Source organism: Alicycliphilus denitrificans K601 (assembly GCF_000204645.1).
GTDB lineage: Bacteria > Pseudomonadota > Gammaproteobacteria > Burkholderiales > Burkholderiaceae_C > Alicycliphilus > Alicycliphilus denitrificans.
In genome coordinates, this window is record NC_015422.1 from 3,482,553 (window position 1) to 3,507,406 (window position 24,854).

Annotated in this window: 22 protein-coding genes and 2 pseudogenes; 21 read left to right on the plus strand and 3 right to left on the minus strand. The window is 66.1% G+C overall.

What is annotated here, in order from left to right:
* The first annotated feature begins 11 nt into the window (after positions 1–11).
* From traE to ALIDE2_RS16655, 17 genes are read left to right on the plus strand one after another with little or no spacing between them, the layout of a single operon-like run.
* Entirely contained in the window at positions 12–578 is a 567-nt protein-coding gene (traE, locus tag ALIDE2_RS16575; protein WP_013722659.1) for a type IV conjugative transfer system protein TraE, read from the plus strand.
* Positions 565–1,572, plus strand: a complete 1,008-nt coding sequence (locus tag ALIDE2_RS16580; RefSeq protein WP_013722660.1) for a type-F conjugative transfer system secretin TraK — start codon at positions 565–567, stop codon at positions 1,570–1,572. Before traE ends, ALIDE2_RS16580 begins: the two co-directional genes overlap by 14 nt.
* Positions 1,569–3,005 carry a TraB/TrbI/VirB10 family type IV secretion system protein gene (locus tag ALIDE2_RS16585; protein WP_013722661.1) on the plus strand — a complete coding sequence of 479 codons (1,437 nt, stop codon included), beginning with the start codon at positions 1,569–1,571 and terminating at the stop codon, positions 3,003–3,005. The genes ALIDE2_RS16580 and ALIDE2_RS16585 overlap by 4 nt, the downstream gene beginning before the upstream one ends.
* The gene (locus ALIDE2_RS16590; RefSeq protein WP_013722662.1) at positions 2,989–3,828 is read left to right on the plus strand and encodes a DsbC family protein; all 840 of its coding nucleotides are present in this window, start codon (positions 2,989–2,991) and stop codon (positions 3,826–3,828) included. Before ALIDE2_RS16585 ends, ALIDE2_RS16590 begins: the two co-directional genes overlap by 17 nt.
* The gene (locus tag ALIDE2_RS16595; RefSeq protein WP_013722663.1) at positions 3,825–4,490 is read left to right on the plus strand and encodes a TraV family lipoprotein; all 666 of its coding nucleotides are present in this window, start codon (positions 3,825–3,827) and stop codon (positions 4,488–4,490) included. The genes ALIDE2_RS16590 and ALIDE2_RS16595 overlap by 4 nt, the downstream gene beginning before the upstream one ends.
* A 7-nt stretch (positions 4,491–4,497) precedes the next feature.
* A complete protein-coding gene (gene traC, locus ALIDE2_RS16600; protein WP_013722664.1) occupies positions 4,498–7,080 on the plus strand; it encodes a type IV secretion system protein TraC in 2,583 nt (860 codons plus the stop codon).
* Positions 7,077–7,433, plus strand: a complete 357-nt coding sequence (locus ALIDE2_RS16605) for a hypothetical protein (RefSeq protein WP_013722665.1) — start codon at positions 7,077–7,079, stop codon at positions 7,431–7,433. Before traC ends, ALIDE2_RS16605 begins: the two co-directional genes overlap by 4 nt.
* Positions 7,430–8,023: a conjugative transfer signal peptidase TraF gene (gene traF / locus ALIDE2_RS16610; RefSeq protein WP_013722666.1), complete on the plus strand. Its 594-nt coding sequence runs from the start codon at positions 7,430–7,432 to the stop codon at positions 8,021–8,023. The genes ALIDE2_RS16605 and traF (ALIDE2_RS16610) overlap by 4 nt, the downstream gene beginning before the upstream one ends.
* Positions 8,024–8,033: 10 nt before the next feature.
* The gene (locus tag ALIDE2_RS16615; protein ID WP_013722667.1) at positions 8,034–8,429 is read left to right on the plus strand and encodes a hypothetical protein; all 396 of its coding nucleotides are present in this window, start codon (positions 8,034–8,036) and stop codon (positions 8,427–8,429) included.
* The gene (traW, locus tag ALIDE2_RS16620; RefSeq protein ID WP_013722668.1) at positions 8,426–9,061 is read left to right on the plus strand and encodes a type-F conjugative transfer system protein TraW; all 636 of its coding nucleotides are present in this window, start codon (positions 8,426–8,428) and stop codon (positions 9,059–9,061) included. Before ALIDE2_RS16615 ends, traW begins: the two co-directional genes overlap by 4 nt.
* Positions 9,058–10,083, plus strand: a complete 1,026-nt coding sequence (gene traU, locus ALIDE2_RS16625) for a conjugal transfer pilus assembly protein TraU (RefSeq protein ID WP_013722669.1) — start codon at positions 9,058–9,060, stop codon at positions 10,081–10,083. The genes traW and traU overlap by 4 nt, the downstream gene beginning before the upstream one ends.
* A complete protein-coding gene (gene trbC, locus ALIDE2_RS16630; protein ID WP_013722670.1) occupies positions 10,070–10,834 on the plus strand; it encodes a type-F conjugative transfer system pilin assembly protein TrbC in 765 nt (254 codons plus the stop codon). Before traU ends, trbC begins: the two co-directional genes overlap by 14 nt.
* Before the next feature lie 9 nt (positions 10,835–10,843).
* Positions 10,844–13,261, plus strand: a complete 2,418-nt coding sequence (traN, locus tag ALIDE2_RS16635; RefSeq protein ID WP_013722671.1) for a type-F conjugative transfer system mating-pair stabilization protein TraN — start codon at positions 10,844–10,846, stop codon at positions 13,259–13,261.
* Positions 13,258–13,647, plus strand: coding sequence for a hypothetical protein (locus ALIDE2_RS16640; RefSeq protein WP_013722672.1), 390 nt, complete (start codon positions 13,258–13,260; stop codon positions 13,645–13,647). Before traN ends, ALIDE2_RS16640 begins: the two co-directional genes overlap by 4 nt.
* Before the next feature lie 10 nt (positions 13,648–13,657).
* Positions 13,658–14,533: a conjugal transfer protein TraF gene (gene traF / locus ALIDE2_RS16645; protein ID WP_013722673.1), complete on the plus strand. Its 876-nt coding sequence runs from the start codon at positions 13,658–13,660 to the stop codon at positions 14,531–14,533.
* 9 nt (positions 14,534–14,542) lie between these two features.
* The gene (locus tag ALIDE2_RS16650) at positions 14,543–15,991 is read left to right on the plus strand and encodes a conjugal transfer protein TraH (protein WP_013722674.1); all 1,449 of its coding nucleotides are present in this window, start codon (positions 14,543–14,545) and stop codon (positions 15,989–15,991) included.
* A gap of 21 nt (positions 15,992–16,012) precedes the next feature.
* Complete coding sequence (locus tag ALIDE2_RS16655) at positions 16,013–18,784, plus strand: conjugal transfer protein TraG N-terminal domain-containing protein (RefSeq protein ID WP_013722675.1); 2,772 nt, start codon at positions 16,013–16,015, stop codon at positions 18,782–18,784.
* A 5-nt stretch (positions 18,785–18,789) separates the two neighbouring features.
* Here ALIDE2_RS16655 and ALIDE2_RS16660 read toward each other — a convergent pair whose 3' ends face one another.
* The 3 genes and pseudogenes from ALIDE2_RS16660 to ALIDE2_RS16670 all read right to left on the minus strand — a co-directional run.
* A complete protein-coding gene (locus ALIDE2_RS16660) occupies positions 18,790–19,140 on the minus strand; it encodes a hypothetical protein (RefSeq protein WP_013722676.1) in 351 nt (116 codons plus the stop codon).
* A 46-nt stretch (positions 19,141–19,186) separates the two neighbouring features.
* Complete coding sequence (locus ALIDE2_RS16665) at positions 19,187–19,888, minus strand: site-specific integrase (protein ID WP_013722677.1); 702 nt, start codon at positions 19,886–19,888, stop codon at positions 19,187–19,189.
* A gap of 168 nt (positions 19,889–20,056) precedes the next feature.
* Positions 20,057–20,548 (minus strand): annotated as a pseudogene (locus ALIDE2_RS16670) (IS5 family transposase); the annotation flags it as partial.
* 30 nt (positions 20,549–20,578) lie between these two features.
* Here ALIDE2_RS16670 and ALIDE2_RS24080 point away from each other — a divergent pair.
* The 4 genes and pseudogenes from ALIDE2_RS24080 to ALIDE2_RS16690 all read left to right on the plus strand — a co-directional run bounded on the left by ALIDE2_RS24080 (position 20,579) and on the right by ALIDE2_RS16690 (position 24,854).
* On the plus strand, positions 20,579–20,866 hold the full coding sequence (locus ALIDE2_RS24080; RefSeq protein WP_013722679.1) for a transposase: 288 nt from the start codon (positions 20,579–20,581) through the stop codon (positions 20,864–20,866).
* A gap of 126 nt (positions 20,867–20,992) precedes the next feature.
* A pseudogene (locus ALIDE2_RS16680) lies at positions 20,993–21,253 on the plus strand (methyltransferase family protein); the annotation flags it as partial.
* A 282-nt stretch (positions 21,254–21,535) separates the two neighbouring features.
* Entirely contained in the window at positions 21,536–22,381 is an 846-nt protein-coding gene (gene ppk2, locus ALIDE2_RS16685; RefSeq protein ID WP_041701588.1) for a polyphosphate kinase 2, read from the plus strand.
* A 19-nt stretch (positions 22,382–22,400) separates the two neighbouring features.
* Positions 22,401–24,854, plus strand: a complete 2,454-nt coding sequence (locus ALIDE2_RS16690) for a heavy metal translocating P-type ATPase (RefSeq protein ID WP_013722681.1) — start codon at positions 22,401–22,403, stop codon at positions 24,852–24,854.

The following is a 24,854-nucleotide window of genomic DNA, read 5'->3' on the forward strand; positions in this document are numbered from 1 at the left end:
GGAGAAGCACCATGGACTTCGATCGGCTCAGCGGCGACCTCAAGGACATGCGCCGGCGCAACCGGGGCCTGGGCCTGGCCGTCGGTGCCCTGGCTGCGGGCCTCTTCCTCGCGCTCGCCATCATCCTCAACCTGCTCGGCACGGTGCGCACCGTCGTCGTGCCGCCCTCGCTCAGCAAGACGTTCTGGGTCACCAGCGACCGGGCTTCCAGCGAATACCTGGAGCAGATGGGCAGCTTCGTCGCCTGGCTGATCCTGGACGTCACCCCGTCCACGATCGACTGGAAGAAGGACATCCTGCTGGGCTACGTCGACCCGGCCCAGTACGGCCCGCTCAAGACACGCCAGGAGGTCGAGGCCGAGCGGCTCAAGCGCATCAACGCCGCGACCGCCTTCGCGCCCCAGCAACTCGTCGCCAGCGAAGACACCCAGTCGCTCGTCGTGCGCGGGCGGCTGCGCACCCTGGTCAACGGCATGGAGACCGCCAACGACCTCAAGGCCTATCGCATCGAGTTCGGCCACGCCGCAGCTCGCATGCACGTCATCGGATTCAAGGAGGTGCCCTATGCGGTCAAGTGACAGCACGCTCACGCGGCCCTGGCCCGCGTATTTCCCGCGCACGCTCTCGCGCACTGTGGCCCTGCGGCCGCGGGCCGCGAGCCTCGCGGCCCTGGCGCCCGCTTCTTGCGGCAATCCGTCGCGCCAGCGCTGGCGCCGGTTGCCGCCGGCCGCGCGCAAGGTGCTCGCCGTCACCGCCCTGTCCCTCGGCCTGCACGCCCACGCGCTGCAAGTCGTGGAGGCCAGCGACGGGGTGGCGGTCGAGGCCATCGTCTCTCTCAAGGAACCCACGCGCATCCGCATCGAGGGTGCGGCGATCACCGACGTGTTCGGCAACATCCATTCCAGCCATTGCGGCGGCGGCGCGCCGGCCATCTCTGCCGCACCCAACACCCCGTCAAGCACGCCCGGCCTTGCCAGCCCGGCATCGATCACCTCCTCCTCGGTCAACCCGGCCGGGGACGTCATCGTCGAATGCGACCGCGACAAGGGCGAGGTCTACATCCGGCCCGTCGGCGATGCGCTGCGGCCAATCAACCTGTTCGTTTCGTCGGGCACGGCCACCTACACGCTGCTGCTGCGCCGTTCGGACACCCCGGCCGACACCATCGTCATCCGGGACAAGACGCCCGTGGCGCTGCGTTCCGGCGCACCCGAGGCGGCGCCCTCCGGCCCGGCACCCAGCCATGTGCGCGCGATGAAGGGCCTGCTGGTGGCCATGTCTTCGGACCGCGTGCCCGCCGACGTGCGCGTCGAGGAAGCTTCCAAGCCCATCCAGCTCTGGGCGGAAGCGCGCTTCACGTTGATGCGCCGCTACGAAGGCCGCGGCTATGTGGGCGAAAAGTACGCGCTGCAAAACGCGAGCCTGGCTCCCATGGTGCTGGCCGAGCAGGAGTTCGACCGCCCGGACAGCCGTGCCGGCGGGGAGATCACCGGCATCGCGATCGAGCATCACAACTTGCGGCCCGGCGAAACCACCAGCGTCTATGTGATCCGGCGAGGAGGCTCACGATGAGCACTCCTTCCATGCCTTCGGGGCCGTCCGGAACCGGACGGCCATCCAGCCACGCCGTGCGCGGCTGGCTGGAACGGCTATCGCCGCGCCAGCGCCAGTACGCGCTGCTGGCCGCCATCCTGGGCGGCGGCATCGGCCTGCTGTGGATGATCTTCAGCTTCGCGGGAAGCGACGCCAAGCCGCACAGCGGCCGCGCGGCCCAGCCCCAGCCCGGCGACGTCACCAACATCGGCGTGATGCCGCCAGGCGGCCAGGTCAATCCGGTGGATCAGTGGGTCGGCACGGCGGGACGCAAGCTTGCCCAGTACGAGACCGAGCGCGAGGCACAGAGCCGGGTCAACAAGGACCGCGAGGCCTTCGAGAACAAGACCCTGCAGCGCTTCGCGGAACTGGAGAAGCGGCTGACCAGCACCCAGCAGGCCGCCGCATCGCCGCCTCCCGCGCCCACGCCTGCGCCGCCGCCGGCGCCCGCACCGGCAGCCCCGACCACCATGCCGCCCGCGGCTGGCCTGCCGCCCGCGCCGCCCGCCCCGGGCACAGGCGCCATGCCTTCCGGCATGCCCGCGTTCCAAGGCATGGCCGCAGCCACGCCGCCAGCGCCCGTGATCTCCCGCGTGACGCTCGCCGAGCGTCCTCGCTCGTCCACCACGACCGGTGGCGACGGCCCCCACAGGGCCGAGGGGGGCGGCCAGGCATCGAACGCCCCCAAGACGGTGTCCACCTTCCTGCCCGTGAGCTTCACACGCGGCATCCTGCTCGGCGGCCTCGATGCGCCCACGGGCGGGCAATCCCAGGCCAACCCCCATCCGGTGCTGATCCGCCTGTCGGACAACAGCGTGCTGCCCAACCAGTTCCGCGGCGAATACCGCGAGTGCTTCGTGGTCGCGGCGGGCTATGGCGACATCAGCTCCGAGCGCGCCTACCTGCGCACCGAGAACCTCTCGTGCGTGCGCGCCGACGGCGCCACGCTGGAGGTGCGCATCCAGGGTTCGGTCAACGGCGAGGACGGCAAGGTCGGCATGCGCGGGCGGCTGGTCACCAAGCAGGGGCAGATGCTGGCCAACGCATTGTTGGCCGGCGTGGTCAGCGGGATCGGCCAAGGCCTGTCCACCGCCAACACTACCTACAGCAGCTCCCCGCTCGGGACGATGGCCAGCACCGACAGCAATGCCGATGCCTACCGGGCGGGCCTGGGCCACGGCGTCGGCAAAGCACTGGACCGGCTCGCCCAGTACTACATCAAGCTGGCCGAGAACACGTTCCCGGTCATCGAGGTGGACGCCGGCCGCCAGATCGACGTCGTGATCACCAAGGGCGTGCGCATCGACGTGCCGATGACCGCCTCCTCCCACTCCCTTGCCGAGCGCGGCCAGCGCCGCACCGCTTCCCCTGAAACCCGCTACCTGGAGACCACCGATGATGGCAACTACTGAATCCGCGCGCCGGAGCCACCGCTTCGCTTCGACAGTGCTCTGCGCTGTGCTGGCGGCTGCGGCCGCCGCCGCCCAAGCCGCGTCTCCAGACGAGACCCGGCTCCTGACCGCTTTGCGCAAGGCCCATCCGGGCACGGAGTTCTCCGAGGTGTCGCGCACCGAGGTCTCGGGCCTCTACGAGGTCTGGATGAACGGCAACGTCGCCTATGTCATGTCGACGAATCCACGCTATTTCATCTTCGGGCGGCTGTTCGACACCCAGGCCATGCGTGACATCACCGGCCCGAGGATCGCGCAGCGCTCCAGCCAGTCCAGCCAGGATGGACGGGCGCAGACGGAAGCCGTCTCCGCCGCGCCGGTGCCAGTCGATCAGTTGCCGCTGGCCGATGCGATCAAGACGGTGCGCGGCAACGGCCAGCGCAAGCTCGCCGTGTTCAGCGACCCGAACTGCGTCTATTGCAAGCAGCTCGAACCCGAGCTCGCAGGCCTGGACAACGTCACGATCTACACCTTTCTCGTCCCATTCCAGGGCGAGGCCCGGCCGGTCGCCATCTGGTGCGCAGCCGACCGCGAACGCGCCTGGCGCCAATGGATGCTGCAGGCGGATGCCAGCCTGATGCAGCCGGGCGCGCAGTGCGATCACCCGATTGCGCGCAACCTCGAGCTGGCGCGCCGGCTCCGCGTGCAGGGAACGCCGACCATGATCTGGGCAGACGGCAGCCGCACCGACGGCTATGTCGGGCGCTCCGTGCTCGAAGCCAGGTTCGCGGAGGTCGGCAAGGTGGCCGTGGCCCAGCCGGTCAAGACGGAGAAGCGGCCATGAGCGCACGCATCGCATGGATCGCACGCTGGGCCGTTGCCGCTCTGCTGCTTCCGCTCGCCGGCTGCATGAACATGTCGGGGCTGAGCGGCAGTTCCAAATATTCGTGCGCCGCGCCGGAAGGCGTGGCCTGCGACTCGGTGTCCGGCACCTACACCAACGCCCTTCATAACAACCTGCCCAGCCAGCAGGCGTCGGCCTCCCGCGCCGAACCACAGGGCACTACAGCAGCGCCCACCGCATCGGTACCAGTGCGCCAACCGATGGCCGGTGCGCCGCGCAGCATCGCCGACGGCAGCGCGGACGGTGCTCCGCCCCTGGCACTGCGCTCCCAGGCCCGGGTGCTGCGTCTGTGGACCAAGCCCTGGGAAGACGCCGATGGCGATCTCTGGGACCAGGGCTATGTCTATGTCCAGGTCGATGCAGGCCGCTGGCAGATCGAACATGTGCGCCAGCGCATCCGCGACCAGTACGCCCCGCTGCGTCCGCCGCCAGCGGCTGCGCCTGCCGCGACACCTGGCGACGCGCCGGCCTCTTCTGGGCTTGCCCCGTCCGCCCCTGACGGCGCCGCCCCTGCCGAGGGCGCCGTTCAGCGCCCCGCCCCGTTCAACGCTTTCCCCTCGCTCGCTCAACCGCCGGCGGGGCTGGGCGCACGTCCGCAGTGAGGTTGCCATGCTGTTTTATTCCACCGATGCACGGCCCGGCGGTACCCACGCCGCACCACTATTTCCGTTCGGCACAGCCGCGGACACGCCGGCCGAGCAGTTTGCCAACTGGCTGCCATATTCAGCCTATCTCGCCCATGAAAAGATCTTCGTGAACCGCGACGGCATGGGCTTCATGCTCGAAGTCATGCCCCAGTCGGGCGCCGACGAGCGCATGGCCGAGATCCTGGTATCGCTCTATGCCAACTGTCCGCCGGGCACCGGCCTGCAGTTCCACCTGTTCGCGTCGCCCCACATCCGCCACCAGTTGCGCCAGTACACCAACCTGCGCGTCGAAGACGAAGACCAGGCCGAGAAGGCCCGCGAGTGGGGCCGCCCCGTTCCCAATGAGAACCTGTTCCGCAAGCTGGCCCGCCAGCGGGTCAACCACCTGCTGCACGGCACCCAGGACTCGCTGACGGCGGGGTTCCACTACACGCTGCGGGATTTTCGGCTGATGCTGAGCGTGGCGTTTCCGGGGAGCGCCGAGGACCTGAACCGGCGCGACGCGCTACTGGCCCTGCGCGACTCCATGTCGGCGACGCTGCGCTCGGCCATGCTGCCCAACCGGGTCTGCGACGCGGCCGACCTGATCAACTGGTGCGCGCTGTTCACCAACCCCGACCGCATCGCGCATTCGGATGCCGAGGACCTGAACTACGACGATGACCACTGGCTGCGCTACGACGACGGCCGGGAGATCCGCGACCAGATCGTGGACTTCGACACCATCCAGGACCCGAACCCCTCGGGGATCACGCTATGGAAGGAAACCAGCGCCGAGGTGCTGGAAGCGCGCTTCTATTCGATCAAGAGCTTTCCCGAGCGCTTTGCCCTGTGGCAGATGGGCTCACTGATCGGTGACCTGATGCAGCCGGCGCTGCAGTACAGCGCCCCCTTCCTGATCACGCTGGGCGTGCATGTGCTGGATCCGAACGCCACCAAGTCCATCATCACGGCCAACCACGTGCGCGCGACGCAGAACGCCAAATCCAGGATGGCCGATGTGATGCCGGATGTGAGGAAGAAGCTCGACGACTGGTCGGCCGCGGCCAACGCAATCGACACCGGCGGCAGCCTGGTGAGCCTGTACCACCAACTGGCAATTTTTACGGCGCCAGACAAGGCGGCCTCGGCGCACGAGGCCGCGAACGCCATCTGGCGCGCCCGGGGCTTCCAGCTCAACGCCGACGCCTACATGCATCGCCAGGCGCTGCTGGCCAGCCTGCCGATGACGCTGACCCCGAGGTTCCACAAGGACCTCGCCAAGATGCGCCGCGTCACGCGCAAGACCATGGCCAATGCCATCCACATGGCGCCGCTGATCGCCGAGTGGCGCGGCACGCGCACTCCGGCCTTGGTGTTCGGTGGCCGGCGCGGACAAGTCATGACGCTGGACCTGTTCGACAACGACCTGGGCAACTACAACTTCGCGATCATCGGTGCGCCCGGCTCGGGCAAGTCCGTGCTGATGAACGAGATGGCCTGGTCATACCGGGCGATTGGCGCCAAGGTCTGGATGCTGGACCTGGGCCGCAGCTTCGAGAAGCTGTGCCGCAAGGCCCAGGGCACCTACATCGAGTTCCGGCCGGACGTGGACATCTGCCTGAACCCGTTCACCATCGTGCATGACATCAACGAGGACATCGACATGCTGGTGCCGGGCATCAGCAAGATGTGCTCGATGCAGCATGCGCTGGACGAGGTCCAGTACAAGGCCATCTCGGCCATGATCCTCAAGCTCTGGCGCCAGTACGGCCAGGACCTCACGGTCACCGGGCTACGCGATGCCTTCAAGACCGGCACGCTGGAGGAACTGGGCGCTGTCAACGACCAGCGCATCAAGGACCTGGCCATCATGCTCAACCCCTACGCCAGGGGCGGACAGTACGAGCGCTTCTTCGAGGGCCGCGCCAATGTGGACTTCTCGAACGACTTCATCGTCATCGAGAACGAGGAGCTCAAGCGCCGGCCCGACCTGCATGCCGTCGTCAACATCCTGCTGCTGCACCAGATCACCGGCGAGATGTACCTGACGCGCAACCGGCGCAAGGTGCTGTTCATCGACGAACTCAAGCAGCAGTTGGGCGACATCGGCGCCGACGATCCGGTCAAGGCCGCCGTGGTCGAGGAAGCCGCCCGGCGCGCGCGCAAGTACGGCGGCGCCCTGGGCACCGCGACCCAGAGCGCCGACGACTACTACGGCTCGGCGCAGATGGAGGCCGCCTTCAACTGCTCGGACTGGGTGTTCCTGCTGCGCCAGAAGCCCGAATCCATCGAGATGCTGGACCGCAAGGGGCGCCTGGCCATGGACGAGCCCAAGAAGCGGCTGCTCAATTCGCTGCGCACCGAGGCCGGGGCGTTCTCGGAGTTGTATATCTCCTCGCCGGTGGGCGAAGGCGTGGCGCGCAACATCCTCGATCCGGCTACGCACTTGCTGTTCTCGAACAAGCTGGAGGACAACGCGCCCATCGATGCGTTGCGCGCCCAGGGCCTGTCGATCGACGAGGCCATCGCCGAGCTGCTGCGGCAACGGGGACATGCGCTATGACCCGGCCGCTGCTGCTCAACGCCATCGTCTCGGCGCTGCTGGTCGCCCTCGGCATCACGGCCTATGACCGCTGGGTACTGCGCCCGGCCCTTGTGGTCGGCGTGGTCGATCTCCCCGAGGTCTACCGTGCCAAGGAAGCCGAGTTCACCCGCCTGCTGACCCAGCCCGGCAGCGACGCGGACCGCGAGCGGGCGCTCGCGCTGGCGCGCAACTTCTCGCAGCGCCTACCCGCCGCGCTGGACGAGCTGCCCCGGGAGTGTGGGTGCCTCGTCGTCATCAAGAGCGCGATCGCCGGCACGCCCCATGGGCTCGACCTGACCGCGGCCCTGCGCCGCAAGGTGGATCTGCCATGACCGCGCACCCGGATTCCCTCGTCGCCCTGGATAGCCAGCCCCGCAACTGGTGGCGGCGACGCGCCGATGCCCTGCTGGACTTTCTGCGCCATATGCGCCGGCGCTGGTACCTGTACCTGCCGGTGTTCGCGATCTGGGGCTTTGCCTATGTGCGGCTCTTCATCGACCCGACGCCGCGTCTGCCCCTGCTGGTCAACTGGACGCCCAGCCTGCCCTACCACCTGGCGCTGATGCAGTACCAGCACCCGGAGGTGCAGCGCGGCGACCTGATTGTGTTCGCGTTCGCGGGCGAGGCCCAGGCCCACTACCCCGGCCTGCGCGGACAGCCCTTCTTCAAGCAGGTGCGTGGCATCCCTGGCGACGTCGTCACGGTGTCGGAGCGCACGGTCTTCGTCAACGGCGAGGCCGTGGGCCTGGCCAAGACTCGGGCCTTCGACGGCCATCCGCTCGCGCCGATCGCGCCGACGGTCATTCCACCCGGTCACTTCTATGTACAGGGCATCGGTCCCCACAGCTTCGACTCGCGCTACGCCGAAAGCGGCCTGGTGCGTGCCGAGCAGGTGGTGGGCATCGTGGTGCCGATCTTCTGAGAGCCGGACCATGCGCAGCGCCTCCATCCTCACCGCGCTCCTGCTGGGCCAAGCGCTGGCCGCGAGCACCGCGCTCGCCCAGACCAGCCCGGCCTTTGGCCCACTGGCTGCAGGCTCCTCCGCAACGCCGGGCCCGGAAGCCGCCCGCGATATACCCATGGCCGACTACCTCGGGCTGCTCAAGCAGATCGCCCCTTCGGCGGAAAGCGCCGCGCGCACCTACCTCGGCGCCCTGCAGCTGCGCTGCGGCCGCACGCTGAGCACGGCCGAGCTGCGGCAGGCCGTGTCCGAGGGCGAAGGCAATCCCGCGCTGATGGGCTTGATCCGCGCCGCCCACCAGAAGGACACCGCCGCTCGAGACCGGCTCGTCGCCCAGCTTCCCTGTCCACGCGGAGACACGCGATGAACCCCAAAGCCCACCTTGCCCTCGCGTTCGCCGTGCTGGCCGGCTCCAGCGCATCCACACACGCCACCGACCTCGGCACCCTGGGCCCCACCTACGAGATCGCCGAGCCCCATCTGCTGCAGATGATCGAGCAGCGCCTGCGCGAGAAGGATCGCTCCGGCGAATTGGCCCGGATCGAGCAGGATGCGCGCGCCCGCGGCACAGAGGCGGTGCGCAGCCCGGCGCCTGTTGCGGGTGTGCAGACCACGGCCAAGCCGCGCACCTTTTATTTCGACCCAACCTACACGCTGGATCGCAACATCCTGGGTGCAAAGGGTGAATTGATGTTCGCCGCCGGCACCAAAGCCAATCCCTTGGACGTGGTGTCGCTGTCGCGGCATCTCCTGTTCTTCGATGCCCGCGACAGCCGCCAGATCCGCCAAGCGCGCGAGCTGATGGCGCGCTACCAGGGCAAGGTCAAGCCGATCCTGACGGGCGGCTCTTACCTGGACCTGATGCAGTCCTGGCGCACCCCGGTCTACTACGACCAGCAGGGACTGCTGACGCGCCGACTCGGCATCGCCCAGGTGCCGGCCCTGGTCTCGCAGGAGGGTAAGCGGCTGCGCATCGACGAGATGGAGGTGCCGCGATGACCCGCATCTTCCGCGCGCTGGCGACCGCGTTGCTGACCGCTCTGCTCCTGGCCACTGGAACTGCGGCAGGCGCCGCGGGCGCGGCCACCTGCACCGGCAAGTTTCCGAACCCCATCACCGATATCTGCTGGAGTTGCATTCTGCCGCTGAGCATCGGCGGCGCCCGAATCGGCAACTTCGGCGACCAGGAGGACATCGACAACCCCTCGAGTCCGCTGTGCACCTGCGGCGTGAATCCCATCATCGGCCTGTCGATCGGATTCTGGGAACCCGCGCGCCACGTCGAGGCGGTGCGCAAGCCGTTCTGCCTGACGTCGCTGGGCGGCATCGACCTCGATCCCGGCATCCCGGCGCCCGAGGCGGCGCGCTTCACACGCCCCGAGGGCGATGGCGACGGCGGCAGCTTCTACCAGGCGCACTTCTACGTGAACCCGGTCCTCTACTACCTGGAGGTGGTGACCGATTTCCCGTGCCTGGAGAAGGGCTCGTTCGACCTGGCCTACCTGACCGAGGTCGATCCGCTGTGGGCCGACGACGAGCTCACGCTGATCATCAATCCGGACGCGGCGCTGTTCGCCAATCCGGTGGCGATCGCCGCGTGCGCCGCCGACTGCGTGGCCGCCTCGGTGGGTTTCGGGATCCGGGAGATGTTCTGGTGCGCGGGTTGCCAAGGTGGCCTGTATCCGATGAACGGCCATGTCCCGTACCACATGGGTGGCGTGCGCACGGCAGCCCTGATGGCCCAGCGGCTCACGGCCAAGATGCACCGCGAGCTGATCGCCTGGGCCTGGCACGGCCAGGCCGGCCTCTGCGGGCCCTACTTCGCGCCGGTCATGGACAAGACCGCCTACAAGACCCAGCTCACCCACCCCATCCCGAACACCGCGAAGGAAGCCGGCAAGTGCTGCCAGCCGTTCGGCCGCACGACCGTGACCTGGGGCGCCGGGAAGGAGTACCCGGTGCGCGGCGAGGACTTCGCCTTCCTGCTCTTCAGAAAAAGGAACTGCTGTGTCGGCTACTGACCGCTCCCACCTCCCCGCCCTCCTGCGGCGCACGCTGACTTCGCTGCTGGCCGCTGGCGCGCTGCCAGCGGTCTGGGCCGCCGGCCCGGCCATCACGGAGGCCGACATCGAACGAGCGCGCCGCGCCCAGCCCACGGTCACCGAGCAGGACATCGAACAGGCGCGGCGCAAGCACAGCTTGCCGCCGATTGACATCCCAGCGATCCCTCCCGCGACCACCGCCCCTTCCATCGACGCCCTGCCGCAGCCCGTGACGCGCACGCCGATCGACCTCGAAGCGCTGGCGCGCGGATATGTATCGCAGACGGACACGATGGAAACCGCCCAAGGCTTGGCGAAGGGCCCTGGCCTGTTCGTCTTCGTCAGCCTCGCGATGCCCCGGCCTACGCTGCAGCGGCTGATTGACCAAGCCGCACGTGCCCGGGCCTCGGTCATCCTGCGCGGCCTGACCAATGGCTCGCTGCGCCAGACCGTGGCCCAGGTGCAGCCACTGATCGGCCAACGCCAGGTCGCGGTGCAGATCGACCCGCAGGCCTTCGACCGCTTCGCGATCGTGCGGGTGCCCAGCTTCGTGCTGGTGCGCGACGGCACGCGGCCCGAGTCCTGCGCCGCCGGCAGCTGCGCGCCGCGGGAGGCCTTCCTGCGCACGGCCGGGGACGTGAGCCTGGACTACGCCCTCGAGCACATGCAGCGCGCCGCCCCTGCCTTCCGCGCCGACGCGGCCCCGTTCCTCGCACGGTTGCGGAACTAGGAGACCCGCATGCCTGCCACCCTTGCACTGCTGCTGCGCCGGATCGTCGTCGGCTTCACGCTGGTCAGCTTCCTCGCGACGCAAACGGCGGCCGTGGCCGATCCGCACGAGGAAGGCACGGCCGCCGGGCAGGCGGCCAACCCGCTGGTCCGGGGAACAATCACCACGCCCAGCGCTTCGTCCGTGGTGCCGGGCTACACGGCGGCACCGACCGAGCGCCTCTACTACAGCCAGCCCAATCTCTCGGGCCAGACCAGCGCCCAGCTCGCCGCCTGCGCCCTCACGCCCAACGACCCGGTGTGCCAGGCGCTGCTGGGCGCCCGAGCTTCGGCCAACACGCCGCGGGAGCCGGTCTCGCCCTACGACCCCGCCGTGCTGGGCGCCCGGCGCATCGCGGCCAACCCGTCGACGCAGTTGGAGGACATCGCGAGCTACTACAGCGGCTGCCAGGTCGATACCGTGGCCACGCCGGCGACGGAGACCCGCGTGTGCCGTCAGTACAGCGGCGCCTCGGCGCAATCCTGCGCGCGCACCCTGTCGGTGTCGACCTCGCGCACCAGCAACTGCTCGCCGGGCGAGTGGTTCGCCCAGGCGGCTTCGGGAAGCATCGCCCTCGCCGTGCAGTGCAAGCCAGATCTGCCGGCCTCGGCCCAGCATTTCCGAGTCGCGAGCAACGGCGTGCCGCTGGCCTTCTTCGATGTGAACATGAGCGCCGCGTACGTGTTCCCGCAGATGGTCGCGCAGGTGCCAGGTGGCAATTGGTGGGGTGGCGGCGCCAACGGCGTCTGGGTTGCCAACAACCGGTGCACGGGTGACGACTGCCGTCTCACCGGCTTCATCGCCCAGCAGTACCGGCAGATCTGCACTGGCAGCGGCGGGGACGCGGGTGACGTGACCTGCACCACCGAGCGGCCCTTCCTGGAGGTTTACGCCGCGTGCCCCGCCGGGGCGCAGAGCGGCGATCACATCGCGTACACCGCCGGTGGCGGCGGCGACGGAGGGTCCGGCCAGACGACCTACCTGGACAAGGCTACCTGCTACGCGCCCACGCAGGGGCCCTCGGACTACCCTGGATCCGACGACATGGGCACGGTCTCGGGCAGCTACTGGACTGTGCAATCGAGCCGCCCCATCGTCGGGTTCCAACTGAACCCCGCCTACGGACCGATCCCACAAATGACGCTGGCCTATGAGCGGCCGCATACCACGGTAACGGAATCGGACCAGTGGGACGATCAATGTCCCAGCCTCCAAGGCGATGGGCGCTGCACGATTTCCGGTGCGGCTCGCTGCGTGGACGGGCCCGCGACCAGGCAGATCGACGGTGCGCCGGTCACCCGGGCCTGTTGGCGCTACGAGACCGCCATGTCATGCCAGTACGGCGCACCCACCGACGAGTGCGCGCCGCTGGCTGCCGCAGGCTGCACGCCGGCGGGCACAAGCTGCAGGCAAGCCAATCCCGCCACCGGTGCCTGCGAGATCACCGAGAACCGCTACACCTGCCCGGTGGCGCCGGGCTCGACCGTGGCGGCCAGCAACTGCCCGGCCAACGTCTTCTGCATCGCGGGCAACTGCTTCAACACGGCATACACGAACGACGCCGACTTTGCTCGGTCCATGTCGTTCCTGGAGGCCGGGCGCGAGGCCGGTGTTTACCTCGACACCGACAACCTGCAGGTCTTCAAGGGAGAGGCCAACAGCTGCCGCGACCGCCTGCTCAAGAACTGCTGCTACGCCGACTCGGTCGGCTCGGGCATGAGCAACCAGAGCGTCTACGGCGTCGGCTCACGGCTGGTCTACGACACGCTTATGAACGCCGGCAACCGCGAGTTCGTCTACCAGGGACTGTCGGCTCTGCTGACCGGCGGCGGATTTTCCGGCAGCTTCACCAGCTACGGGGTCACCGTGGCCGTGAACGGCACGGCCCTGCCGGCGGGGTCAGCCGTCCTCTACTCCGGCGAGAGCGTGATCATTGCCTTCGACCCGTGGAGCCTGGTGATCGCGGTCGTCATCTACATCGTGATGTCGATGATGTCCTGCAACGAGGATGAGGGGAAGCTCGCCATGAAGGAAGGCGCGAAGCTGTGCCACACGGTCGGCACCTACTGCTCTTCCTGCCTGCGGATCCTGGGCAAGTGCGTGTCCTGCATCGAGCACACGACCACGAAGTGCTGCTTCAACTCGGTGCTGGCCCGGATCATCAACGAGCAGGGCCGGCTGCAGGTCATGAAGTGGTGGGGCACGGCGGAGATGCCGGACTGCTCGGGCTTCACGATCGCCCAGCTGCAATCGCTGGACTTCTCGCGCATGGACCTGACCGAGTTCTATGCCTCCATCGTGCCCAAGCTGCCCAACGTCGGCGCGATCCAGGGCGGCAACGCAGGCCGCGCGAGCAACTGCTACTACGGGGAAGGGAGATGCCAATGAACATCCGCGCACGCAACGTCTGCGCCGCTGCGTCGGTATCCATGTGCCTGCTTTGCGCGGGGGCACACGCCGAGCCGGTGCGCACTCCGGTTCCTGACGCTCGCCCCGTCCTGCTGGCCGCCTTGCAGTCCGCCGACGGCACGGCCCATGGTGTCTTGACCGGAGAAATGGCGGACGCCATCACGAAGCGCTTCGAGGCGACTTCGCCGATCTACATCGACGTCTCCACTGAACGGCGCTACCGGGAGCCGGGCTGCAGCCGGCTGAAGGTGCTTTTCTGGCAAGAAGGCGTGCGCCTGCCCGAGGCCAAGGCGCCACGCAAGCAGACGATCGAGTTCGGCATCAACTACTGCGCCACGGGCCTTCCGCCCAAGTCGCTGCTCTGAGGGGATGGCCATGCACGCGCGTCTCCCTTCGATCCTGGCCGCTGCAGTGGTCTCTGCGGCCGCCATGGTGATCGGCATGGCTTCGGCACAGGGCATTGCTCCGCCGGCGTCCATGGGTGACGCCCTGCGCCCCTACTGGTCCGACGGCTGGCGCGGCTGGCACTTCTACGAGGATCCACCCCAGGAAGAGCCCGTACCCACCGCCCGGCCCGCGCCGGCCATCCCGTCCCGGCCCTCCGCTCCACCACGCCCGCCTGAGCTGGTGGAGTTCGAGCGCTTGCAGAAGACCCTTGAGGAACTGCGCAATATCGCGATCATGCGGCCGACCGAGCGCAACGTGCGGCGCTACATGGAGCTGGAGATGCAGGTTGTGAACCGGGCCTCCTATTTCGCGGACATGGCGCAGCGCGTGGCGTGGGCCACGCCCGAGCTTGACCCAACCCTGCAAGGTCGTCCAGTCAATGCCCAGGCGCTGGAGGCTTTCGATCAACAGCAGCGCGCAGGCCGCTCCACCTCCGTCGAATCGTTGGGCCGCGACCATGTGCTGTTCTTCTTCTACCGCAGTGACTGCCCCTACTGCCACGCGTTCGCGCCAACCCTGCAGGCTTTCGAAGCCCGTCATGGCATTCAGGTGGTGGCCGTGAGCGTGGACGGCGGACCGATGCCGGGCTTCCCCAGGGCGCGCCCCGACAACGGCATTGCCACGACCTTGAAGGTGACACAAGTACCGGCCGTTTTCCTGGCCCAACCCTATACCGGAAAGATCACCCCGATCGGCTTCGGCGTGCTGTCCGAATCGCAACTGCTCGAGCGGATCGCCACCGTCTCATCGCCCACGGGCGAGGCCATGCTGCCCGGTGCCACCCAGCGCCTGGCTCTTCCGTAGGAGGTCTTCATGCCCATCCGTTCCCGCACCGTTCATACGCGCAAGGCCACTGCTGCGGCCATCGCCTTGTCGCTGCTGTGCACCACGATGCCCAGTCGCGCTGATCTCAACAGCGAGGTCAATGACATGTTCAACAACCTGGGCGCCATCGGCAACTACACGGCGCCGGGGGCGTTTCGCGGCCAGACCTACAACACCTACACCGGCGGCAACCTGATGATGCGATCGCCGAACAAGGTGTATCAGCTCGCGGCCATCCAGTTCCCGAGCGCGAAAGCAGGCTGCGGCGGGATCGACGTGTTCGGCGGCAGCTTCAGTCACATCTCCGCGCAGGAGTTCAAGAACATGCTGCGCAACATCACGGCGGCCCTGCCGGGAATCGCGTTCCAACTGGCGCTGGAAGCGGTCTCACCCCTGCTGGGCGGATTGACCAAGTGGGCCAAGGGTTTGGAGACCTGGATCAACAACGCCCGCATCAATTCCTGCGAAACGGCGAAAGCCATCGTCAGTACGGCAGCCGAGGCCGTGGGCTACAGCTCGCAGGAGACCTGCGCCGATCTCGCGATCGACATGGGCCTGGAGAGTGACCGGGACTCGGCGCGCAAGCGCTGTGGCACCGACCGGCCGAGCATCCTGTCTTCGGCGCGCTCGTCGGGCGATGCCAACGTGCGCAACAAGGCGCCGTTCGTAGGGAACTTGACCTGGAAAGCGCTGCAGCACACCGGCGCCTATCTGGACGATGCCGAACGCGAGCTGATCATGAGCATGGTCGGCACCGTCATCTACTACCCGGAGGAATCGAAGCGCGATCCGGAACCCATCGCCCCGACGCTCACCTCCATCAGCCAGCTGCTCTACGGCCAGGCCGCGGGCTCCGGCACCAATGTCGTCCAGCACCTGCTGCGCTGCAACGACTACGCGAACTGCGACGTGGTTTCACTCAATACCAACTACAACCACGTCCCGTTCACGGCGAAGGTGGAGACGATGATGCGCTCGATCGCGGACAAGATCGCCACGCGCACGCCGATTCCCAACAACTCAGCGGAAGTCGGCTTCGTGAATCAGACCACCGAACCCGTCTACAAGATGCTCTCGGTGGGCACCAGCATCCCAGGTTCGGGCCTGGCCGACAGCCTGATCGGCCAATACCGCGATGTGATCGCGGCGGACTATGCCTATGTCTTTCTCGAACGCAATCTGCGTCTGGGCATGGCGGCACTGTCCAAGGACTACACGCTCCAGCAGACCCAGCGCGACCAGGCCAACCAGGTGCGGCAGCGCGCACAGGCCATGCTGCTGCAGATCTCCCAGGAGAAGAACCTGCTGTACCAGAAGGTCGGCTCGTTCCGGGCTGTGGTCAGCCACCTGGAGCAATTGGAACGGCAACTGCGCTCCAGCATGCCGCAGCACGTCATGGACATGCTGGGCCAGCAGGCGGCCTACCTGTCGCGCTGAGAGCGCCGGAGATGCACCGCCATGTGGGAGATCTACGCCTACCAGAATGCCGACAGCCTGTTCGGCGTGTTCAACGCCGCCGCGGCCATCCATTCGTCCAACGACTACGCCTCGGCCGTCGCGGCCGTCGCCTTCTGCGGCTTCGTCGCGGCCCTGATCGCCTATGCCTTCGCGCCGGAGAAGCTGCAGGGCTGGAAGTGGCTGGGGTCGGTGGTGCTGGTCTTCGGCATCCTGATCGTGCCCAAGGTGACCGTGGGCGTGGTCGACAAGACCGGCGGCTCCGCGGTCAAGGTGGTGGACAACGTGCCGTTCGGCGTGGCGCTGCTGGGCAGCCTCACCAGCACCATCGGCCATACGCTGACCGGCCTCTTCGAGACGGCCTTCCAGGTGATTCCCGGCGCCGGCGCGCTGCCGGCCGAACTATCCTACCAGCGCAACGGCCTGATGTTCGGCAACCGGCTGATCCGGGAGACCGGCAATGTCGTCTTCCAGGATCCGGGGTTCAGAACCGACCTGGTGAACTTCATCCACAACTGCACGACGTACGACCTGGCCGACGGCACGCTGGATCTGGCGGCGTTTTCTGCATCGGACGATGTGTGGCCGCTGATGGGCTCGCCCAATCCGGCCCGGTTCAGCACGTTGACGGGAGCCGGCGGCACCGTCGGCGTGGACACCTGTCCCAACGTGTACCTGAGCCTGAACGGACGGCTGCCGGCGCAGCTGCAGCGCATCCAGGGGCGACTGGCCTTCCAGTTGAACCCGACGCTGCCGGGCACGGCAGCCGCGGCGGCCATTGCGGGCCAGATCCAGCAGGCCTATCTGAAGAACGATATCGCCAACGCCTCGGCGACCACCGCCGACATCATCCGCCAGAACGCCATGCTCAATGCGCTGAAGGATACGGGCAACATCGTGGGCCAGAAGGTCAATGACCCAGCTGCCATGGTGCTGGCCGTCGGGCGGGCACAGGCCGTGGCGCAGATGAATGCCTCGTGGCTGAACTACGGCAAGGTGGCCGAGCAGGCGCTGCCGGTGTTCCGCAACGTGATCGAGGCGGTGACGTACGCCCTCTTCCCGCTGTTCGTGCTCTTGCTGCTGCTGACCAGCGGCCGCGAGACCATGCTGGCCTTCAAGGGCTATGCGGCCATCCTGATCTGGATCCAGCTGTGGCCGCCGCTCTATGCGATCCTGAACTATATGGCCTCGATCTACGCCGCCTACGATCTGGCAGCTGCCGCTGATCTCGGCACCGGCGGCAAGGCCCTGGCGCTGCAGACCGCGTCGGTGATCTACACCCGGGCCCTGTCGGGCGAGGCCATCGTCGGCTATCTCGCCATCAGCATCCCCTTAATCGCCTGGGCCGCACTCAAACGCATGGAGAACTTCGGCACGGCCCTGGTGGGCGGGCTGTCGGGGCTGCAGGCCATGCTTTCGGGTTCGACCTCGGCGTCCACCGTGGGCAATACCTCGCTGGGCAATGTCTCCATGGACCAGATGCAGCTCGCCCCGAACCGCACCTCTGCCTTCATGGGCAGTTGGCAGCATGACCTGACTGGCAACACCTTCACGAGCAACGCGCTGACGGGTCGCACGGCCGTGAGCCTGCTGCGCAACCAGGGCTTTGCGTCGCGGGTGGTCTCAATGCGGGTGTCCGAGCAGGAAGTGCAGGATGCCAGCCGCCAGGTCGATGCTGCGCGCAGCGAAGCGGTGGCGGCCAGCAGCGAGCGCTCGGCAGTGCTCGCGGAGGCGTTCACCAAGGGCATCGCCAAGCTGCGCTCATCGCGCAACAGCACCGGCACCACGTCGAGCGGCTTCGAGCAGTTCGGTGAGACGGTCAACCGGCTGGACCAGATCAGCAAGAGCGTGGCGGATACGACAGGGCTCACGCAATCTCAGGTCGCACGAATTGCCTTGGGTGCCACAGGCCATGTGGGAATCAATACACCCATTGCGGGGCTAGGAGCAAACGCATCCGGTGACAAGAGCTATTTGTCCGGACTCTCCGCTGCCGAGCAAAAGGTATTGGCCTCCATGAACAGCGAGCAACTGGCCGAGTTCAAGCAGTTTGGCGACCGGGTGTCTCGGGACAGAAGCTTTATCAGCATGGTCGCCAGCGACAGCCGCGAGGCTCAGGACCTATCCGCCCGGCTGGCATCGACCAGCGCGCGGACCGAGCGGGCCGACGCCAGCTTGAACGAGCGCAGCGCCTTTGCCGAGCGTGTCTCAACGGCCTATGAACGCGGTGAAACCATCTCAATCGATATCGCCCAGGATCCCCATAACCTCGCAATGTTCACCCGCTATGCCGATCAGTATGGCGGCAGCAGCGCGTCGGCTCGCGTGCTGATGGAAGCGGAGCTGGCCAGGCAGTCGCTACAGCCGAACCGCGTGTTCTCGGACGGGACCGCAGTACCGACTGCCTTTGGAGACCTGTCCGTCCAGCACTTGCAAAATTCCGGCAATCCTGCCCTTGCGCCGGAAATTGGAGGCCAGCACCGCGCCAACCAAGGCAGCGTGCGCGGCTCCGGCGGTGGGCCCAGGACTGCGGCTCCGGGTGAGTCCCCGTCAGCCATGCGCAGCGAGGTCCAGGCAGAAGGCCAGCGTATCCGTGCAAGCTCCTCCGCGGATCAGGCCACTTTTGAGCGCAAGGCGCATATCACCAAAACACCGGATGGAACGTTGGCATCTGAGCGTTCCTTGATGAAGCAATCCGTCAATCAGGTCACGGAAGACGCCGCGCCCATCGTCGAAGACGCCAAGCAGGCTATCAAGGATGCGCTGAAGAAATAGAAGCGTTAGAGATTTTTGTCGGCATCGAGCATGCGATTGCCGTACTCGGGGTGCGGCGGCTTCATGAACTGCGGATGCCCCTCGTCACGCCAATAGTTCGCCGCCAGATCGCGACTGGAGGTACCCATTCCAGGGATCGGATTGAGCTCTTCTTCTGTCGGAACAGGCCGAAGCTTGTGGCGGTGCTTGCCGATCTGGGACAGCCCGCCTCCGATCGCCCCACCGAACAGCGCGCCCATGACCATCATGCCAACCCGAAGGCCCCAGTCGTCATGGCGCGCAGACAGGTAGCCGAAACCGACGCCCAGCAGCAGGAAGAAGAGGAAGATGGCTTTTCGTACGACTAAATCTCTCACGGCCTCGCCTTGGCTCCAAGCTACCTGATAGCTCTTTGCAGCGCAACTACACCAAATCTTTGGTCAACTCCTCCAAGGACTGCAGTCGACGCGGAAAACGCTGGCGCACTGCGCTGCGCTCCGCAATACCTAGCAGCAGACCAACCTGCGAATCATCGGCGCCACGCAAGTACAGCCGCTCCGCAACCGTGTAGCGGGCCGTCATTGCTGTCAACCGTTCGAACTCAGCATACTGAAATAACTTGCGATACGCTTCCTGAATGCCCCCGCAGAGAAACCGCCGGGTTCCTCCTTTTCCGATCGGTATGACCTCAAACCCCTGGCTACTAGCCGAAAGAAAGAGTCGGCTTCGAGGGTTGAGCCCCCGGAAATGACCTCCGTTTTCCAACTCCACCTTGCTACGCACACGCGCCGCCAAGTATGGCTCAAGCGCATTGTCTAGCCGAACGCTCCGAAAGTACAATGGCCTTGAGCGCGCGTTGATCGCAACTTCTTCGCGCACCACGGACACGCAGCGCACGTCACCGTTGGACTCTAGATAATCACGGACTTCCAATCGCGCAATTTCCAATGGCCTCGCGCCCGTCGCGAACAGCATGTAGTAGAGCGCTAAATCCCCCAGCGGTTGGCTACTGCGAACTCGAATACGATGCGCTCCAGTCTCGATCTGCTCATCAGTCAAGATTGGCCTTGACTGATCGGCAGCCAGCGAATGCCAGACGACCGAAAAATCGAAATCGCCTCCCATGTCAACCTCCTCTTGTGATGTAGCCCTGCACGGCAATCCGCTTTTCCGATCGGCGCATCAGGAAAATCACGATGCCGTTGTTCGTCAGATGGGGGAAGCGGCATGCACGATGGTCGGCTTCAAGAATTCAGCCGACTTTGGAGGGCATGCCGCTGCTGAACTTAGGATTTATCCGTAAATAACATTGACTGGCAACTCGATCTTGCGCAGGGCGATGATGGCCGCAGCGAGGTGGTTGAGCGCCAGGAAGGTGTGTTCGAGCTTTTCGTAGCGCACCAATAGTTTCCTGAAACGGTTGAACCAGCCATGACAGGCCTCGACCACCCAGCGGCGGGCCTTCTTCTTCGGGTCTCGTTTCTTCTGTGCCGCTTCGCTCTTGCGGCTGACCACATGCGGGATATAGCCATGGGCAAGGATCACGGCCATGGCACCTTTGCCGCGATAGCCTGCATCGGCGCACAGATGTTTGAAGCGGCGTTGCTTTGGTGCCGGACGTTTGACCACGATGGCATCGAGCACGGCCTCAATTTGCGTCACGTCGTTCGCGTTGGCTCCCGTCACGACGAGAGACAACGGGACGCCACGCCCGTCCACCAGCAGGTGGCGCTTGCTGCGTATGCGTCCGGTGAACCCATCTTGAATCGATTGAGGTAATCGAGGATCGTCCCCACGAAGGAGATCGTGGAGACGATGGAACGATTGATCGATGAAGAGCGCCGGCTGCGGCGCGAGTACAGCACTGCCTTCAAGGCGTCGGTTCTGGCTCAGACCCGTGAGCCCGGGGCCTCAGTGAGCGGCGTGGCCTTGAGTCATGACCTGCATCCGAACATGGTGCTTGCCTTCATCTTTGATGGCGGGAGGTTTCACAGCAGGCTCATGTTGGCGCCCTTTTCATGGCTTCCTGTGCCGCCTCACGACGAGTCCGATTGGGGGTATGTCGCTGAAAAGATGACGAAAGGGTTACGCAAATGTAATTAATGCGTAGCACGCCGGTCAGCCATCTCCCTCTAGCATTCCGATAACGCACCGTCGCACCAGCAAACAAGTTCCCATTGAAGTCAAAGGAGCATCGTTATGAACCTGCCGTATGACCCAGGCCGCCCCGCGATCAGTGGACCATATGCCCGTATCCGGCATCCTCAGTAAACCGCCTTCGTGACTATCCTGCTCGGGTTCCTGCTGCAATGGCCAACGCTGCTCACTCTGCTGATGTTCCCGATTCTGGTGCTGATGTATTTGCGACTGGTCATCAACGAGGAAGTCGAAATGCGCATTTATTTGAGGGCCGAGTTCGACGCCTACGCGGCGCGCGCGCCACGCTTCTTTCAGGCTCTCACGCAACCCAGGGAAGGAGCCTGGAGATGAACGAAAGCCCCGTACTGCGTGTGGACGCCGGTCCGTACGCGATTGCAGCCTACGACTGGACGAGGGATACGCCGTGAGCGATCGAGCCGACGACATCTCGCGCGCTGCCGCTGGCTCCGCGCGATGTCGGTGACCGGCGGCGCACGGCTCCAAGTTCGATCTCGCAGGACGTGTCGTCAAGAATGTTCCGGCGCCGACCAACCTGACCGTTCCGCCCTATCGGCTGGCCGGCCCTTGCACCATTGTCGTTGGCGAGGACACCAAGGCATGACGGAGAAACACATGACAAAGACCAAGAAGAGCAAGGCAACTCGTACTGACGACGCCCAACCCCGTCGGCACGAGGGCGATGCCGCCGTTGCCCAGGTACTCGACCGGGAGGGGTACGAGGCCCAGTTGCGCCTGCTGCAAATCGAACTCGTGAAGCTCCAGCGTCACTTCATCAAGTGCCGCGACCGGATCCTCATCCTCCTCGAAGGCCGGGACTCGGCTGGCAAGGATGGCAGCATCAAGCGCATCGTCGAGAACCTCAGTCCACGCGAGACCCGCGTTGTGGCACTGGGCAAACCGTCCGACCGCGAGCGCAGTGCCTGGTACTTCCAGCGCTACGTGCCGCACCTGCCGGTGGCTGAGGAGCTCGTGCTGTTCAACCGCAGTTGGTACAACCGCGCGGGTGTCGAGCACGTGATGGGTTTCTGTACGCTGGACGAGCACGAGGAATTCATGCAGTCGGTCCCCAGCTTCGAGGCGATGCTCGTCGGCTCGGGCATCAAGCTACTCAAGTATTACCTGGACATCGGCAAGGACGAACAGATCAAGCGCCTGCGCGATCGGCGTCACGATCCGCTGAAACAGTGGAAATCGAGCCCGATCGACGCCGTCGCCGTGAAGCACTGGAGGGCCTACTCGCAGGCACGGGACGAGATGCTGATGCGTACGCACAACGCGGCGGCCCCATGGCACATCGTGCGTGCCGACGACAAGCGACTTGCACGGCTCAACCTGATGCGAGACATCCTGTCGCGACTGCACTACGCGGGCAAGAAGGACAAGCTTGTGCGTCCCGATCCCGGTGTCGTGTTCGAGTTCTCGCCGGACTGCCTCAAGGCAGGTCGCCTGGCCCCTTGACAACCAGCTCCAAAAAACCATGAAAACAAGCACGCTTGAAGTCGGCGAACTCGTATCCAGCCTGAGCGCCGCTGGCGTCCAAGGCCAAATCGCAGCGCTGCCCGGTGTTCATCACGTCGACGTCAATTACGTCGCAGGCAGCGCGACTGTCCACTACGACGAGATGAAGGTCACGCTTGAGACGATCCGCCAGCGCATCGTCGAGTGCGGCTACCACTGCCGCGGCGAGATGCTCCCCGCTCACGTCTGCCTGCCGGAAGCGCATGTACATGCGCCCGATACGCATGCCGCTCGCGAAGCACATGCGGGACACGCCGCACACGCTGGTCATTCAGCCGCACCTTCAGGCATGGCGCCGACCGCACAGATCCGCTCCGGGCACACAGGTCACGGCGACGATGCGGGCCACCAGATGAGCGACGTGATGCACGACATGGGCCATTGGGCGGGCATGTCGATGGAGGACATGGTTGTCGACATGCGCAACCGCTTCTTCGTCGCGCTGTTCTTCGCTATCCCGGTGTTTCTCTACTCGCCGATGGGCGAGATGATCGGAAATTTCTCCACGCCGTTCGGCATGGACCGCAACCTGTTCCTCTTCATCGTCGCCACCGCGGCGATCGCCTATCCGAGCTGGCCGTTCCTCGTCTCGGCCTGGCGCGCGGCGCGCAACAAGGTTGTCAACATGGCGACGCTGGTGGTGCTGTCGGTCGGCACCGGCTACGCCTTCAGCGTCGGCGCCACCTTCTTCTACGAAGGCGAGGTCTTCTACGAGGCCGCCGCGGTGCTGCTCGTCTTCATCCTGCTCGGTCACTGGCTCGAGATGCGCGCCCGCGCCGGCGCCACGGACGCGATTCGCGCCCTGATGGACCTGGCGCCGCCGATGGCCACCGTGCTGCGCAGCGGCGCCGAGACCAAGGTGCCAACGGCCGAGGTGCTGGTCGGCGAGACCGTCGTCATCAAGCCAGGCGACAAGATTCCGGTGGACGGGAAGATCACCGAAGGGGGTTCGCAGGTCGACGAATCCATGCTGACTGGCGAATCGATGCCAGTGAAGAAGGCGGTCGGCGACACTGTCATCGGCGCGACCATCAACAAGAGCGGCAGCTTCCGCTACCAGGCGACCAAGGTCGGTGCCGACACGGCACTGGCGCAGATCGTCAAGCTGGTCCAGGAGGCGCAGAACTCGAAGGCGCCGGGTCAGTTGCTGGCCGACCGGGCCTCTCAATGGCTGGTGCTGGCCGCCATCTCGATCGGTCTGCTGACCTTCGCGGTCTGGTTCTGGGTGCTGGGCCAACCCCTGCTGCTGGCCGTGACACTGATGATCACGGTGTTCGTGGTCGCCTGTCCGGATGCCCTGGGGCTGGCGACGCCGATGGCCGTCATGGTCGGCACTGGCCTGGGCGCGCAGAACGGCATCCTGTTCAAGAACGCGGCGGCGCTGGAGAACGCGTCCAAACTGACCGTGGTCGTGTTCGACAAGACCGGCACGCTCACGCTCGGCCAGCCTGATGTCGTCGAAATGGTTCCCGCCCCCGGCATCACCGAAGACCGGCTGCTGTCCACCGCGGCGGCGGTCGAGAAGTTCTCCGAGCATCCGCTCGCGCTGGCCATACTCAAGCGCGCGGGCGACGCGATCGACGAGACGGCCTCGGACTTCGCCAACATCGACGGCCAGGGCGCCAAGGCGTCGATCGGCGACGATCGCATCCTGCTGGGCAACCGTAAGCTGATGCGGGCCGAAGGCGTCGCCCTGGACGCGCTGGCCGCTGAGTCGGCACGCCTGCAGGGCGGCGGCCGCACGGTCGTGCACGTGGCCCGTGCCGGCCAGTTGATCGGCCTGATCGCCATTGCCGACGCCGTCCGTCCGACGTCGAAGGAGACCGTGGCCAAGCTCCAGGAGCGCGGCGTCAAGGTGGCGATGATTACCGGCGACAATCAGGCCACCGCCGAGCGCATCGGCCAGGAGCTCGGCATCGACATCGTACTGGCCGACGTGCTGCCGGGCGAGAAGGCATCAAAGGTCAAGGAACTGCAAGGCCAGGGTCACAAGGTCGGCATGGTCGGCGACGGCATCAACGACGCGCCGGCACTGACCCAGGCCGATGTCGGCTTCGCGATCGGCGCTGGCACCGACGTGGCGATGGACAGCGCCCAGGTCGTGTTGATGAAGAGCGACCCCCTGGACGTGGTCGGCGCCATTGAGCTGTCGCGCGCAACGCTGCGTAAGATGCACCAGAACCTTGGTTGGGCGGTGGGCTACAACCTGCTGGCCTTCCCGCTCGCCGCCGGCGTCTTCTACCCCTTCACGCTGTCGCCCGAAGTGGCCGCGCTGTCGATGTCGGGCAGTTCGGCCATCGTGGCCATCAACGCGCTGATGCTCAAGCGCACCAAGCTCACGGGCATCCGCGGCACGCATCAGGAGTCGACTTTGCCTGTCGTTGGCGCACAGGGGCAAGGTGCGTCTACCTGA

Bases quoted from the DNA above. Each gene is read 5' to 3' on its own strand.
- traE (WP_013722659.1), top strand. From the start codon at position 12: ATGGACTTCGATCGGCTCAGCGGCGACCTCAAGGACATGCGCCGGCGC.
- ALIDE2_RS16580 (WP_013722660.1), top strand. From the start codon at position 565: ATGCGGTCAAGTGACAGCACGCTCACGCGGCCCTGGCCCGCGTATTTC.
- ALIDE2_RS16585 (WP_013722661.1), top strand. From the start codon at position 1,569: ATGAGCACTCCTTCCATGCCTTCGGGGCCGTCCGGAACCGGACGGCCA.
- ALIDE2_RS16590 (WP_013722662.1), top strand. From the start codon at position 2,989: ATGATGGCAACTACTGAATCCGCGCGCCGGAGCCACCGCTTCGCTTCG.
- ALIDE2_RS16595 (WP_013722663.1), top strand. From the start codon at position 3,825: ATGAGCGCACGCATCGCATGGATCGCACGCTGGGCCGTTGCCGCTCTG.
- traC (WP_013722664.1), top strand. From the start codon at position 4,498: ATGCTGTTTTATTCCACCGATGCACGGCCCGGCGGTACCCACGCCGCA.
- ALIDE2_RS16605 (WP_013722665.1), top strand. From the start codon at position 7,077: ATGACCCGGCCGCTGCTGCTCAACGCCATCGTCTCGGCGCTGCTGGTC.
- traF (WP_013722666.1), top strand. From the start codon at position 7,430: ATGACCGCGCACCCGGATTCCCTCGTCGCCCTGGATAGCCAGCCCCGC.
- ALIDE2_RS16615 (WP_013722667.1), top strand. From the start codon at position 8,034: ATGCGCAGCGCCTCCATCCTCACCGCGCTCCTGCTGGGCCAAGCGCTG.
- traW (WP_013722668.1), top strand. From the start codon at position 8,426: ATGAACCCCAAAGCCCACCTTGCCCTCGCGTTCGCCGTGCTGGCCGGC.
- traU (WP_013722669.1), top strand. From the start codon at position 9,058: ATGACCCGCATCTTCCGCGCGCTGGCGACCGCGTTGCTGACCGCTCTG.
- traN (WP_013722671.1), top strand. From the start codon at position 10,844: ATGCCTGCCACCCTTGCACTGCTGCTGCGCCGGATCGTCGTCGGCTTC.
- ALIDE2_RS16640 (WP_013722672.1), top strand. From the start codon at position 13,258: ATGAACATCCGCGCACGCAACGTCTGCGCCGCTGCGTCGGTATCCATG.
- traF (WP_013722673.1), top strand. From the start codon at position 13,658: ATGCACGCGCGTCTCCCTTCGATCCTGGCCGCTGCAGTGGTCTCTGCG.
- ALIDE2_RS16650 (WP_013722674.1), top strand. From the start codon at position 14,543: ATGCCCATCCGTTCCCGCACCGTTCATACGCGCAAGGCCACTGCTGCG.
- ALIDE2_RS16655 (WP_013722675.1), top strand. From the start codon at position 16,013: ATGTGGGAGATCTACGCCTACCAGAATGCCGACAGCCTGTTCGGCGTG.
- ALIDE2_RS16665 (WP_013722677.1), bottom strand. From the start codon at position 19,888: ATGGGAGGCGATTTCGATTTTTCGGTCGTCTGGCATTCGCTGGCTGCC.
- ALIDE2_RS24080 (WP_013722679.1), top strand. From the start codon at position 20,579: ATGGAACGATTGATCGATGAAGAGCGCCGGCTGCGGCGCGAGTACAGC.
- ppk2 (WP_041701588.1), top strand. From the start codon at position 21,536: ATGACAAAGACCAAGAAGAGCAAGGCAACTCGTACTGACGACGCCCAA.
- ALIDE2_RS16690 (WP_013722681.1), top strand. From the start codon at position 22,401: ATGAAAACAAGCACGCTTGAAGTCGGCGAACTCGTATCCAGCCTGAGC.